The sequence below is a fragment of the Rhodopseudomonas rhenobacensis genome, from assembly GCF_014203125.1.
Taxonomy (GTDB): Bacteria; Pseudomonadota; Alphaproteobacteria; order Rhizobiales; family Xanthobacteraceae; genus Rhodopseudomonas_A; species Rhodopseudomonas_A rhenobacensis.
In genome coordinates this window covers 169,546-182,494 of sequence record NZ_JACHIH010000001.1, presented here as the reverse complement: position 1 = coordinate 182,494, position 12,949 = coordinate 169,546, and the positions used below count along the sequence as shown (strand labels likewise).

Sequence of the window (12,949 nt, the reverse complement as noted above, 5' to 3'; positions counted from 1 at the left end):
CCGATGTGCGGGAAACCGCGGCCGAGATCAAGCCATCCGCAGGATCGGCGCCAGATACCTAAGGCGGCGATTTCGCCACGATTGCGGCTCGCGCGAGTTGCGATGCCGCAACCGCCGCACGATATGACCGTGCAACGCCATTGGCAGGAAAGCTCGTTCCGATGACCGCTCGCACGCCGCGGCCGTGATGCACGGCAAGTCCCCCCTGGTGTCGTTGATGTTGAGCGTGCGCGCGCTGCAAAAATCCTATCGCTCGGGGCCGGACCGCGTCAGCGTGCTGCGCGGCGTCGATCTCGACGTCGCCCCGGGCGAGAGCGTCGCGCTGACCGGGGAATCCGGCAGCGGCAAGAGCACCTTGCTGCATCTGATCGCCGGGCTCGACGCCGCCGACGCCGGCGAAGTGCGGTTCGGCGACACGCTGATTTCGCAATTGTCCGATGCCGGCCGCGCCGCGTTCCGCCGCGATCACCTCGGCCTGGTGTTCCAGCAGTTCAACCTGATCCCGAGCCTCAGCGTCGCCGACAATCTGGCGTTCCAGTCGCGCATCGCCGGCCGCCACGACGCGGCCTGGCAGGCCGAACTGATCGAGCGGCTCGGGCTGGGCAGCTTGCTGAAGCGTTATCCGGAGCAGCTCTCCGGCGGCCAGCAACAACGCGTCGCGATCGGCCGCGCCTTGGCAGTGAAGCCGCTGCTGCTGCTCGCGGACGAGCCGACCGGCAATCTCGACGAGGCCACCGCCGACGAGGTGATGTCGCTTTCGCGCGATCTCGTCAGCCGCACCGGCTGCGGCTTCCTGATGGTGACGCATAGCGCGCGGCTCGCCGCGATGCTCGACCGCCGGGTGCATCTGCATGCCGGGCTGATCGCGTGAAGCGCGCGCTCTGGATTCTCGCGGTGCTGCTCAGCCATTGGCGCAGGCATCCGATGCAACTCGCCACCTTGCTGGTCGGGCTGATCTCCGCCACCGCGTTGTGGAGCGGCGTGCAGGCGCTGAACCAGCAGGCCCGCATCAGCTACGACCGCGCCGCCTCCGCGCTCGGCGGCGCCCGCACCGCGACGCTGGTCGGCAGCAACGGCGAGAGCCTGCCGCAGCAGATTTTCGTCGAGCTGCGCCGCGCCGGTTGGCCGGTCTCGCCGATGCTGGAAGGCCGCATCCAGATCGGCGGGCGATCGTTGCGATTGCTCGGCGTCGAGCCGCTATCCTTGCCGATCGAGGCCAGCGCGGCGCCGGCGATCGGCACCTCCGGGCTGCAGGGCTTTCTGTCGCCGCCGGGACAGACCCTGATCGCGCCGGACACTCTCGCCGAACTGAAAGCCGCGGCCGGCGATACGCCGCTCACCAACACTGGCCTCACCCTGCCGCCGTTGACGCCGCAGAACGAGTCGGTGCCGGGATTGCTGGTGGTCGATATCGGCGTGGCGCAGCGGCTGTTGAACATGCCGGAAAAAATCTCCCAGCTGTTGCTCGGCCAACGCGATCTCGGCCCGCGCGCGCCGCTCGCGTCGATTGCCGGCGGCGAGACGCTGCGGCTGGTCGAGCCGGATGCGGAGACCGATCTGGAGCGGCTCACTGATAGTTTCCACCTCAACCTCACCGCGTTCGGGCTGTTGTCGTTCCTGGTCGGGCTGTTCATCGTCAATTCGGCCATTGGCCTTGCCTTCGAGCAGCGCCGGCCGATGCTGCGGACGCTGCGCGCCTGCGGCGTCTCGGCCTTGCAGCTCAACAGCGTGCTGATCGTCGAACTGGTCGGGCTGGCGCTGCTCGCCGGATTGATCGGTCTGGTGTGCGGTTACTTCATCGCCGCGACGCTGCTGCCCGACGTCGCCGCCAGCCTGCGCGGTCTCTACGGCGCGCAGATTCCCGGCGAGCTGACGCTGCGCCCGCAATGGTGGGCCGCAGGCCTCGCGATCAGCGTGATCGGCGCTTTGGGTGCGGCCTCCGCCAGTCTGCTCAAGGCGATCCGGCTGCCGGTGCTCGCCGCCGCGCAGCCCTATGCCTGGCAGCAGGCGCAGCAGACCGCCTTGATCGTGCAGGGCGCGCTGGCGCTCATCGTGTTCGCCGGCGGCGTCGGCTGCCTGCTGCTCGGCGATTCGCTGGTGGCGGGCTTCGCGGTGCTGGCGGCGATCCTGCTCGGCGCCGCATTGGCGCTGCCGGCGGTGCTCGGGCTGGTGCTGCTGCTGAGCGAACGCGTCGCGCGAAAACCGCTCGCCAAATGGTTCTGGGCCGACAGCCGGATGCAACTGTCCGGGCTGTCGCTGGCGCTGATGGCGCTGCTGCTGGCGCTCGGCGTCAATGTCGGCGTCGGCACCATGGTGCAGAGCTTCAGCAAGACCTTCACCGGCTGGCTCGACGGACGGCTTGCCGCCGAGGTCTATCTCAATGCCGCGAGCGATGCCCAGGCGGTCGAGATCAAAGCCTGGTTGCGCGATCGTCCCGAGGTGCAGGCGGTGCTGCCCGGCAGCCGCGCCGAGGCGCAACTCGGCGGCTGGCCGATCGATCTGATCGGCTTTGCCGACCACGCCACCTATCGCGAGCAATGGCCGCTGCTGGAATCCTCTCCCGGCGCCTGGGACCTGGTGGCGCGCGGCGAGGCGGCGCTGATCAGCGAGCAATTGGCGCTGCGGCTGAAGCTCAAGCTCGGCGACCGCGTCGCGGTGCCGACGCCGCAAGGCTCGTGGCCGCTCGAGGTGGTGGCGATCTACGCCGATTACGGCAATCCGCGCGGCCAGCTCGGCGTCGCCATCGCGGCTTTGGTCGCGCATTTTCCCGGCATCGCGCAGACCAGATTTGGGTTGCGGGTCACGCCCGCGGCGGTGCCGGCGCTGGTCACCGCGTTGCGTGAGAAATTCGCGCTGGACAATCGCAGCCTCGCCGACCAGGCCGCGCTGAAAGCGGAGTCGCGAAAAATCTTCAACCGCACCTTCGCGGTGACCAATGCGCTGAACGCCTTCACGCTCGGCATTGCCGGCGTCGCGCTGTTGACCAGCCTGTTGACGCTAAGCCAGTCGCGGCTGCCGCAGCTGGCACCGTTGTGGGCGATCGGCATCACGCGGCGCAAGCTGGCGGTGATCGAACTGATGAAGACACTATCTGTGGCGCTGATCACCGCGCTGCTGGCGCTGCCGCTCGGCCTCGTGGTGGCGTGGTGCCTGATCGCGGTGGTCAACGTCAAAGCCTTCGGCTGGCGGCTGCCGTTCCAGGTGTTTCCCGAGCAACTCGTGCAACTGGTCGGCATCGCCATGCTGGCGTCGCTGCTCGCGGCGCTGTTGCCGATTCTGAACTTGCTGCGGATGCAGCCGGCGCAATTGGTCAAGGTGTTCGCCGATGAGCGATAGTCTTTTCCGCCTGTCGCGCCGCGGCTTCGCCGCCGGCCTCGCGCTGTTGGCGCTCGGCCGCAACGCGCGCGCGCAGGGTTTTGCCGGGCTCGGCCGCGACGCCGGCGAGTTTGCGAAGGTCGAGCCGGGTCGCGCGCTGACGTTTCCGCTCGATCACGGCGCGCATCCGGAGTTTCGCATCGAGTGGTGGTACCTCACCGCGAACCTGCAGGACGCAGCCGGCAAAGCCTATGGCGTGCAGTGGACGTTGTTTCGCCAGGCGATGCGGCCGGGCGAGCAACCAGAGGGCTGGGCTAATCAGCAGATCTGGATGGCGCATGCGGCATTGACCAGCGCTGATACGCACCGCACCGCCGAGCGCTTCGCCCGCGGCGGCGTCGGCCAGGCCGGCGTCACGGCCACGCCGTTCCGCGCCTGGATCGACAATTGGCAGATGCAGGGCGGGGAGGCGATGGCGCCCGCGACGCTGTCGCCGCTGGATGTTGCCGCATCGGGTGCGGATTTCAGCTACGCGCTGCGGCTCACCGCCGAGCGTCCCTTGGTGCTGCAGGGCGACAGCGGCTACAGCAAGAAGTCCGAGCGCGGCCAGGCGTCGTATTACTACAGCCAGCCGTATTTCGCCGCGAGCGGCAGCGTCACGCTCGACGGCAAGGCGGTCGAGGTCAAAGGTCAAGCCTGGATGGACCGCGAATGGTCGAGCCAGCCGCTGGCGTCCGATCAGACCGGTTGGGACTGGTTCTCGCTGCATCTCGAAACCGGCGACAAGGTGATGCTGTTCCGCTTGCGGCAAAGCGATGGCGCCAACTATTTCGCCGGCAACTGGATCGGCACCGACGGCAAATCGGTCCAGCTCGCGCCCGACGCGATCGCCATCACGCCGACCGCCACCACCCAGATCGGGCAACGGCAACTGCCGACCGCCTGGCGCATTGCGATCGCGCCGCGCCGGCTTGCGATCGACACCACGCCGCTCAACCCGCAAAGCTGGATGGGCACCAGCTTTCCCTATTGGGAAGGTCCGATCGCGATTCGCGGCAGCCACGCCGGGGTCGGCTATCTTGAGATGACGGGATATTGAGTCCAAGCTGTTGAACCACAGCCCGCGACTCGACAATCCATCGAACCACAACAAAAGAAACGTCAGGGAGTCCTTGCCATGTTCCACTTCACCGCGATCGTCACCTGTCTGGCCGTGATGTTCTACTTCTACACCACGGTGCAGGTCAGCCGGGCGCGCATGACCTTCGGCGTCAAGGCGCCGGCGACCACCGGGCAGCCGGACTTCGAGCGGGTGTTCCGGGTGCAGATGAACACGCTGGAATGGATGCCGATCTTCCTGCCGTCGCTGTGGCTGTTCGCGATCTATCTCAGCGACGGCTTCGCCGCCGGGCTCGGCGTGGTGTGGGTCATCGGCCGCATCATCTACATGGTCGGATATGCCGAGGCCGCGAACAAACGCGGCGCCGGCTTCGCGGTACAGACCGTCGCCGCACTGCTGCTATGGGCGGGCGCGGTGGTCGGCATCGTCTGGCGGGTATTCGGCTGGTGAGGATCCGCGGAAACTAACCGTCGCATCGCCGGAGTGCTGCTCCTTCGCAATCACGTCCTCCACCACGAATCACGAGCCCTCCTCAGAGCCCGACTCTGCGGATGTTTCCCCGCGCGATCACTTTGGAATCGTTATAGTCCGCGTTGTTACTTTGGAATTATTATGATGAAAAAGTAGTTGTGAGCAAAACTTACTCAGAAAGACTGATTTTTGAAATTGAGACCTGCTCGCAGCAGTCGTAGGGTCGCGTGACTTCGATTTCACCGGGTTGCCGCGGACTAACCGCCGCGGGCTTCTCATCCGCCCTCCTGCGACAAGAAGACCAATGAGCGTCAACGTCATCTTCGGTTCCGACGGTGGTAACACCAAGGCGGTCGCCTCGCGCATCGCCAAACACATCCAGGGTCGCGCGATCGACATCAAGGCGGCGAGCGTCGCCGACTTCGAGAGCCCCGGCCTGTTGATCCTCGGTTCGCCGACCTACGGCGCCGGCGATCTGCAGACCGATTGGGAAGCCCATCTCGACAAGCTCACCCAGGCCAAGCTCGCCGGCAAGAAGGTGGCGCTGTTCGGCACCGGCGACCAGGTCAGCTATCCGGACTGCTTCGTCGACGCCATGGGCGTGCTCTATGATTTGGTCGTCGAGCAGGGCGCCACCGTGGTCGGCTTCACCGCAACCGAAGGCTACGACTTCACCGGCTCCCGGGCCGAGCGCGACGGCCAGTTCGTCGGCCTGGCGCTCGATCAGGACAGCCAGTCCTCCAAGACCGAGAAGAGGATTACAGAATGGGTCAGTCGATTGATCTGAACGGCGCGGCGCTGAAGATCTTCAACCATCATCTGTACGAGCTGTCGAAAGGGCTGCGGCCGCTGGCGATGATGACGCTGAGCGCCGCCGCCGCGGCGCAGGTGATCGCGCGGCTGGAAGCCGTCGGCATTGCCCACCACGTCCACGAGGCCTGTCCCGAGCGGGTCAATGTGGTGTTCGGCAGCCGCCCGGCGGTGAAAGCGGTGCGCCAGTTCATGGTGCGGCCGTTGTGCGAGTTGTCGGCCGAGCATGATTTCATGCTCGGCGTGCTGCTCGGCTACGATCGCGAAATGCAATGCGCCCGCTATCTGTCGCGCGCGGCGGCCGCCGACGCTGAGATCTCGGGCGCGCCGCCGCTCGGGTTTGCTGCGGATCAGTTCGCCGCGCTGCCGGATCAGGTCGGGCTTGCGATGTAGCCCTCCGCGAAGCATGTCGCCTTTCGCGACGGCCGATCGGTGTCGTCCCATTGCCCCCGGGACGACACCGATCGGATAGCATGCTACTTGGTCAGCGGACAGCCCGACTCGGCCGCGGTGGGGAACGCCTTGTCGCCGGCCACGGTGGCGAGCAGCTTGTAGTAGTCCCACGGCTTCTTGGATTCCGACGGCTTCTTGACCTCGAACAGATAGAGGTCGTGGACGAAACGGCCGTTGGCCAGCACCTTGCCCTTGGCGAAGGCGTCGTCGACCGGCAATTCCTTCAGCTTCTTGGCGACCGCCTCGGTGTCCTTGGAGCCCGCGGCCTTCACCGCCTTGAGATAGGACAGCGTCGCCGAATAGGTGCCGGCCTGGATCATGTTCGGCATCCGCCCGGTGCGCTTGAAGAATTTCTCGGCGAAGGCCCGCGAGGTGTCGTCGCGATCCCAGTAATAGGCTTCGGTCAGCACCAGACCCTGCGCCGCCTGCAGCCCGAGGCCGTGCACTTCGCTGAGCGTCATCAACAGACCGGCGAGTTTCTGGCCGCCGGCGACGATGCCGAATTCCGACGCCTGCTTGATCGAATTGGCGGTGTCGAGCCCGGCATTGGCGAGCCCGACGATCTTCGCTTTCGAGCTCTGCGCCTGCAGCAGGAACGAGGAGAAGTCCGACGAATTCAGCGGATGCCGCACCGCGCCCAGCACCTTGCCGCCCTTGGCGATGACGATCTCGCTGGTGTCCTTTTCCAGCGCGTAGCCGAAGGCGTAGTCCGCGGTCAGGAAGAACCAGGTGTCGCCGCCGGCTTCGACCAGCGCGCCGCCGGTGCCGACCGCGAGCGCATGGGTGTCGAACGCCCAGTGGAAGCCGTAGGGCTGGCAGGCGTCGCCGGTGATCCGCGAGGTCGCGGCGCCGACCACGATGTCGATCTTCTTCTTTTCTTTCGACAGATCCTGCACGGCGAGGGCCACCGACGAGGTGGTGAGCTCGGTGATCATGTCGACGCCGTCGACGTCGTACCATTTTCGCGCGATGGAAATGGCTGTGTCCGGCTTGTTCTGGTGGTCGGCGGAGACCAGTTCGATCTTCTGGCCGAGCACTTCGCCGCCAAAGTCCTCCACCGCCATCTTGGCGGCCTCCAGCGACCACTTGCCGCCGTAATCGGCGTAGACGCCGGACTGATCGTTGAGGATGCCGATCTTGACGCCTTGACCGGCGGCGCTTTGGGCCACCGCGCCTTGGATCGATCCTGGCGCGGCGAGCAACGCCACAGATGCCGCGGCAACGATCGACCGAATTCCGAATTTCATTAAAGCCTCCCGATATTTTTGATTATCGGCAGGCTATTTTAGAATTTTGCGGCTGCCCAGCAGTTTCTTGGCCGTTTCTTGGCCGTTTCTTAGTGTCTGACCGAAAAAGCGATCAATGAAATCAGGCATTCAACCCGTCATTGCGAGGAGCTCTTGCGACGAAGCAATCCAGGGCCACGCAAGAAGCCCCTGGATTGCTTCGCTCTTCGGCCAGCGCTACGCGCCGTGCTCGGCTCGCAATGACAAAAACCCCTGATTTTACTCGCTGCTTTTCGGTCAGACACTTAGGAGACTTTTCGGGTTGGATTGATGCGCTTCAAGAGTCCCCCCGGCAGTCATTCCGGGCTCGCTCGTTCTTCGAACTCGCGATCCGGAATGACGACGGCATTTGTCTTGGATTCTTCAATCTCAACCGAAAATGCTCTACGCGTTTCCTGGCCGCTTGCTACACCACATGATCCGGCGCCAGCGCGCAGGCCGAGGCGGGGTCGGTCTCGACCTGCAGGGTGGCGTGGTCGATCGCGAAGTCCTGCTTCAGGTGGCGCGCGATCTGCATCAGATAGCGGTCGCCGGGCGGGCCCGCGGGTATCACCAGATGACAGGTCAGCGCCACCTCGGTGGTGCTCATCGGCCAGATGTGCAGGTCGTGCACCTGCGCCACGCCGTCGCAACGCTCGAGAAAGCCGCGCACCGCAGCCGGATCGATGCCGCGCGGCACCGCGGCGAGCGACATCGCGACGCTGTCGCGCAACAATCCCCAGGTGCCCCAGAAGATCGCCGCGCTGATCAAGAGGCTGGTGACGGCGTCGAGCCAGCTCCAGCCGGTGAGCAGGATCAGGAAACCGGCGATCACCACGCCGGCGGAGACCGCGGCGTCCGCCATCATGTGCAGATAGGCGCCGCGGATGTTGAGGTCGCCCTTGCGGCCGGAGGCGAACAGCCAGGCGGTGGCGCCGTTGATCAGGATGCCGACGCTCGCCACCACCATCACGGTGACCTCGGCGACCGGCTGCGGATCGAACAGCCGCAGGATCGCCTCCCAGCCGATCGCGCCGACCGCGACCAGCAGGAACGCGGCGTTGAACAGTGCCGCCAGGATCGAGGAGCCGCGCAGCCCATAGGTATAGCGCTGCGACGGCGGCCGCTTCGACAGCACCGCCGCCGACCACGCCACCAACAGCCCGAGCACGTCGGACAGATTGTGGCCGGCGTCGGCGACCAGCGCCATCGAATTGCTGGCGTAGCCGAACGCCGCTTCGCCGATCACGAAGCCGGTGTTGAGCAGAATCCCAATGGCAAAGGCGGTGCCGAAATCCTTCGGCGCATGGCTGTGGCCGCCGGGCCCGTGGGCGTGCGAATGTCCGGGGCTATGGTCGTGATCGTGCTGATCATGGTCATGGCCGTCGTGATCGTGATGCTGATGTTGGCTCATCGGTCCTGCTGACGCGCGATGCCGCGGCGCTGCGACACGTGCCGACATAAGAACATTCACAAACGAATACTATCACCCCGCGCGGGCAAGACAGCGCCGCCGGGGCCGACAGGGGCGGTCGACTGCCGTGGGTTGTGAATCGCGCTTCACAAATCCGGCCGCTTCACCGCGCGGCCTGTGCGAATTTCATGCTGCAGTGCAATGCAAACGCGACGAACAACTCCGTATCGACCAAAGTCTGAACCGCCATTCGTATAATGTGATTTCGCCGTTGCACTGATTGTATCCTGTTCGTAAATAGACCCGAGTTTAAGGCGAGCCCCGGCCGGGGCTGTCCGCTCCCCGCAAACCGTAAGCAGCCGATGACAGCCAGGATCGAACGTCCGCTTTCGCCGCATATGCAAGCCTATCGCTGGAGCCTGACGATGGCGTTGTCCATCGTGCACCGGCTCACCGGCATTACGCTTTACTTCGGAACCATCCTTTTGGCCTGGTGGCTGATCGCCGTGGCGGCGGGCCCGAGCGCCTACGCCACCGTGCAGGCCTTCACCGGCAGCTGGATCGGCCGGCTGATCCTGTTCGGCTACACCTGGTCGTTGATCCATCACATGCTCAGCGGCGTGCGGCATTTCATCTGGGATCTCGGCTACGGCTTCACCTCCGCGGAACGCGAATCGCTGACCTGGGCGGCGCTGATCGGCGGCGTGGTGCTCACCGTGCTGCTGTGGATCGTCGCTTTCACGCTCGGAGGCGCACGATGAGCGTCGAGGAATCCCACGGCCCGACGCCGCGCCGCGCCAAGACCATGCGGACGCCGCTCGGCAAGGTCCGCAAATTCGGCCCCGCCGGCTCCGGCACATCCGATTTCTGGCAGCAGCGCATCACCGGCGTGGCGATGACGCTGCTGATCCTGCCGGTGGTGGTGGTGGTCATGATGCTGCTCGGCCGCAACCAGGCTGGTGCGGCGCAGATCATCGGCTCGCCGTTGATCGCGCTGACCCTGATCCTGTTCATCATCGCCAGCGCCGTGCACATGAAGATCGGCATGCAGGTGGTGATCGAGGACTATGTGCAGAACGAAAAGCTGAAGCTGGTCACCATCATGGCCAACAATTTCTTCTCGATCGCCGTGGCGCTGGCCGCGATTTTCGCGATCTTCAAACTGTCATCCGGAGTGTAACGCATGGCCGCGAACGGCAACGGCGCGCCGGCCATCAACGGCCACGCCTATCCCATTGAAGACCACAGCTACGACGTCGTCGTGGTGGGCGCCGGCGGCGCCGGGCTGCGCGCCGTGGTCGGCTGCAGCGAGGCGGGCCTGCGCACCGCCTGCATCACCAAGGTGTTCCCGACCCGCTCGCACACCGTGGCGGCGCAGGGCGGCATCTCGGCGGCGCTCGGCAACATGCACAAGGACGACTGGCGCTGGCACATGTACGATACCGTCAAGGGATCGGACTGGCTCGGCGACCAGGATTCCATCGAATACATGGTGCGCAACGCGCCGCAGGCGGTCTACGAGCTGGAGCATTGGGGCGTGCCGTTCTCGCGCACCGACGACGGCAAGATCTATCAGCGGCCGTTCGGCGGCATGACGCTGGACTACGGCAAGGGCCAGGCGCAGCGCACCTGCGCCGCCGCCGACCGCACCGGCCACGCCATGCTGCACACCATGTACGGCCAGGCGCTGCGGCATTCCGCCGAATTCTACATCGAGTTCTTCGCCATCGACCTGATCATGGACGATCAGGGCGTCTGCCGCGGCGTCATCGCGCTGAAGCTCGACGACGGCACGCTGCACCGCTTCCGGGCGCAGACCACGATTCTGGCCACCGGCGGTTACGGCCGTGCTTACGCGTCTTGTACCTCGGCGCACACCTGCACCGGCGACGGCGGCGCGATGGCGCTGCGCGCCGGCGTGCCGCTGCAGGACATGGAGTTCGTCCAGTTCCACCCGACCGGGATCTACGGCTCGGGCTGTCTGGTCACCGAAGGCGCCCGCGGCGAGGGCGGCTATCTGGTCAATTCCGAAGGCGAGCGCTTCATGGAGCGCTACGCGCCCTCCGCCAAGGATCTGGCGTCGCGCGACGTGGTGTCGCGGGCGATGACCATCGAGATCCGCGAAGGCCGCGGCGTCGGCAAGAAGAAAGATCACATCTTCCTGCACCTCGATCATCTCGATCCCAAGGTGCTGCACGAGCGGCTGCCGGGCATCTCGGAATCGGCGCGGATCTTCGCCGGCGTCGACGTCACCCGCGAACCGATCCCGATGATTCCGACCGTGCACTACAACATGGGCGGCATCCCGACCAATTATCACGGCGAAGTCGTCACCAAGAAGGACGGCGACGACAACGCGGTGGTGCACGGCCTGATGGCGCTCGGCGAGGCGGCTTGCGTCTCGGTGCACGGCGCCAACCGGCTCGGCTCCAATTCGCTGATCGACCTCGTGGTGTTCGGCCGCGCCGCGGCGCTGCGCTGCGCCGAGAAGCTGACGCCGAACGGCAAGCAGCCGGAGCTGCCGGCGGATTCCGCCGAACTGTCGCTGAGCCGGCTCGACCGCTATCGCTACGCGTCGGGCGGCACGCCGACCGCGCGGTTGCGCGAAAACATGCAGCACGTGATGCAGAACAATTGCGCGGTGTTCCGCACCGGCGAAGTGCTGCAGGAAGGCAAGGGCCTGATCCACAACGTGCACAGCGGCATCTCCGACATCCACGTCACCGACCGCTCGCTGATCTGGAATTCCGACCTGATCGAGACCCTGGAATTCGACAATCTGATCGTGCAGGCGGTGGTGACGATGGACTCCGCCGCCAACCGCACCGAGAGCCGCGGCGCCCATGCCCGCGAGGATTTCTCGGCGCGCGACGACAAGAACTGGATGAAGCACACGCTGGCGTGGATGGATCACAGTGGCGAGACCACGATCGATTACCGCCCGGTGCACGACTACACCATGACCAACGACGTGCAGTACATCCCGCCGAAGGCGCGGGTGTACTGATCGACAGCAGCAACACAGCCCGTCATGCGGGGCGCGAGCGGCGAGCGAGCGCACCCGACTGACGAAAGGTGAGACAAATGGTTGAATTCGCGCTTCCGAAAAATTCCAAGGTCACCAGCGGCAAGACCTGGCCGAAGCCCGAGGGCGCGACCGAAACCCGCGAATTCAAGGTGTATCGGTGGAATCCCGACGACACCAAGAACCCCAGCGTCGACACCTACCACGTCAACACCCACGACTGCGGGCCGATGGTGCTGGACGGCCTGATCTGGATCAAGAACAACATCGATCCGACGCTGACCTTCCGCCGCTCCTGCCGCGAAGGCGTCTGCGGCTCCTGCGCGATGAACATCGACGGCGAGAACACGCTGGCCTGTACCAAGGCGATGGACGACGTCAAGGACAGTGCGGTCAAGGTCAATCCGTTGCCGCACCAGCCGGTGGTCAAGGACCTGGTGCCGGACCTCACCAATTTCTACGCGCAATACGCTTCCATCGAGCCGTGGCTGCAGACCATCACGCCGACGCCGCAGAAGGAATGGCGGCAGACCCACGAGGACCGCGAAAAGCTCGACGGGCTGTACGAATGCATCCTGTGCGCCTGCTGCTCGACCTCGTGCCCGAGCTATTGGTGGAATTCCGACCGCTTCCTCGGCCCGGCGGCGCTGCTGCAGGCCACCCGCTGGGTCAAGGACAGCCGCGACGAAGCCACCGGCGAGCGGCTCGACAATCTGGAAGATCCGTTCCGGATCTATCGCTGCCACACCATCATGAATTGCGCCAAGGCCTGCCCGAAGGGCCTGAACCCCTCGGAAGCCATCGCCAATCTGAAGCTGAAGCTGGTGGAACGGCAGATCTGACGCGCGCGGCCTTCCGCCGCGCAATCGGCGTTGCAGAACGTGATTGCGCGTTCGGCACCGCTAGGGCGAACCCAATCGACCAATATCGAAGTTTATCGCAGCGGCGCAACATCCGCCCCTCTCCCCGCTTGCGGGGAGAGGGTGGCGTGACAAGCGAAGCTTGGCACGCCGGGTGAGGGGGCGCCGCGTTATGCCGGAGCGGCGCCCCCCCCACCCCCCCGCCAGGGGGCCGGG

Annotated in this window: 12 protein-coding genes; 10 read left to right on the top strand and 2 right to left on the bottom strand. The window is 65.5% G+C overall.

The genetic code is table 11. The features are described 5' to 3' along the window. The first annotated feature begins 217 nt into the window (after window positions 1-217). From HNR60_RS00860 to HNR60_RS00835, 6 genes are all read left to right on the top strand, one after another. Window positions 218-871, top strand: a complete 654-nt coding sequence (locus tag HNR60_RS00860) for an ABC transporter ATP-binding protein (RefSeq protein WP_184253253.1) — start codon at window positions 218-220, stop codon at window positions 869-871. Then, a complete protein-coding gene (locus HNR60_RS00855) occupies window positions 868-3,336 on the top strand; it encodes an FtsX-like permease family protein (RefSeq protein ID WP_184253251.1) in 2,469 nt (822 codons plus the stop codon). Before HNR60_RS00860 ends, HNR60_RS00855 begins: the two co-directional genes overlap by 4 nt. Further along, on the top strand, window positions 3,326-4,414 hold the full coding sequence (locus HNR60_RS00850) for a lipocalin-like domain-containing protein (protein WP_184253249.1): 1,089 nt from the start codon (window positions 3,326-3,328) through the stop codon (window positions 4,412-4,414). The genes HNR60_RS00855 and HNR60_RS00850 overlap by 11 nt, the downstream gene beginning before the upstream one ends. A 78-nt stretch (window positions 4,415-4,492) precedes the next feature. Further along, the gene (locus tag HNR60_RS00845; RefSeq protein ID WP_184253247.1) at window positions 4,493-4,885 is read left to right on the top strand and encodes an MAPEG family protein; all 393 of its coding nucleotides are present in this window, start codon (window positions 4,493-4,495) and stop codon (window positions 4,883-4,885) included. 325 nt (window positions 4,886-5,210) lie between these two features. Next, window positions 5,211-5,693 carry a flavodoxin FldA gene (fldA, locus tag HNR60_RS00840; RefSeq protein ID WP_184253245.1) on the top strand — a complete coding sequence of 161 codons (483 nt, stop codon included), beginning with the start codon at window positions 5,211-5,213 and terminating at the stop codon, window positions 5,691-5,693. Further along, entirely contained in the window at window positions 5,672-6,109 is a 438-nt protein-coding gene (locus tag HNR60_RS00835; RefSeq protein ID WP_184253243.1) for a DUF2023 family protein, read from the top strand. Before fldA ends, HNR60_RS00835 begins: the two co-directional genes overlap by 22 nt. Window positions 6,110-6,192: 83 nt before the next feature. Here HNR60_RS00835 and HNR60_RS00830 read toward each other — a convergent pair whose 3' ends face one another. Both HNR60_RS00830 and HNR60_RS00825 read right to left on the bottom strand, forming a co-directional pair. Then, the gene (locus HNR60_RS00830) at window positions 6,193-7,416 is read right to left on the bottom strand and encodes an ABC transporter substrate-binding protein (protein ID WP_184253241.1); all 1,224 of its coding nucleotides are present in this window, start codon (window positions 7,414-7,416) and stop codon (window positions 6,193-6,195) included. A 445-nt stretch (window positions 7,417-7,861) separates the two neighbouring features. Beyond that, window positions 7,862-8,848 carry a cation diffusion facilitator family transporter gene (locus HNR60_RS00825; protein ID WP_184253239.1) on the bottom strand — a complete coding sequence of 329 codons (987 nt, stop codon included), beginning with the start codon at window positions 8,846-8,848 and terminating at the stop codon, window positions 7,862-7,864. A 362-nt stretch (window positions 8,849-9,210) separates the two neighbouring features. On the opposite strand from HNR60_RS00825, the gene sdhC reads away from it, so the two are divergent. The 4 genes from sdhC to HNR60_RS00805 all read left to right on the top strand — a co-directional run bounded on the left by sdhC (window position 9,211) and on the right by HNR60_RS00805 (window position 12,715). Beyond that, window positions 9,211-9,609: a succinate dehydrogenase, cytochrome b556 subunit gene (sdhC, locus tag HNR60_RS00820; RefSeq protein WP_184253237.1), complete on the top strand. Its 399-nt coding sequence runs from the start codon at window positions 9,211-9,213 to the stop codon at window positions 9,607-9,609. Next, entirely contained in the window at window positions 9,606-10,028 is a 423-nt protein-coding gene (gene sdhD / locus HNR60_RS00815) for a succinate dehydrogenase, hydrophobic membrane anchor protein (protein ID WP_184253235.1), read from the top strand. The genes sdhC and sdhD overlap by 4 nt, the downstream gene beginning before the upstream one ends. 3 nt (window positions 10,029-10,031) lie before the next feature. Next, window positions 10,032-11,855, top strand: a complete 1,824-nt coding sequence (sdhA, locus tag HNR60_RS00810) for a succinate dehydrogenase flavoprotein subunit (RefSeq protein WP_184253233.1) — start codon at window positions 10,032-10,034, stop codon at window positions 11,853-11,855. Window positions 11,856-11,932: 77 nt separating this feature from the next. Then, window positions 11,933-12,715 (top strand): succinate dehydrogenase iron-sulfur subunit, encoded by a 783-nt coding sequence (locus HNR60_RS00805; RefSeq protein WP_184253231.1) that lies wholly within the window; start codon window positions 11,933-11,935, stop codon window positions 12,713-12,715. The last annotated feature ends 234 nt before the right edge of the window (window positions 12,716-12,949 follow it).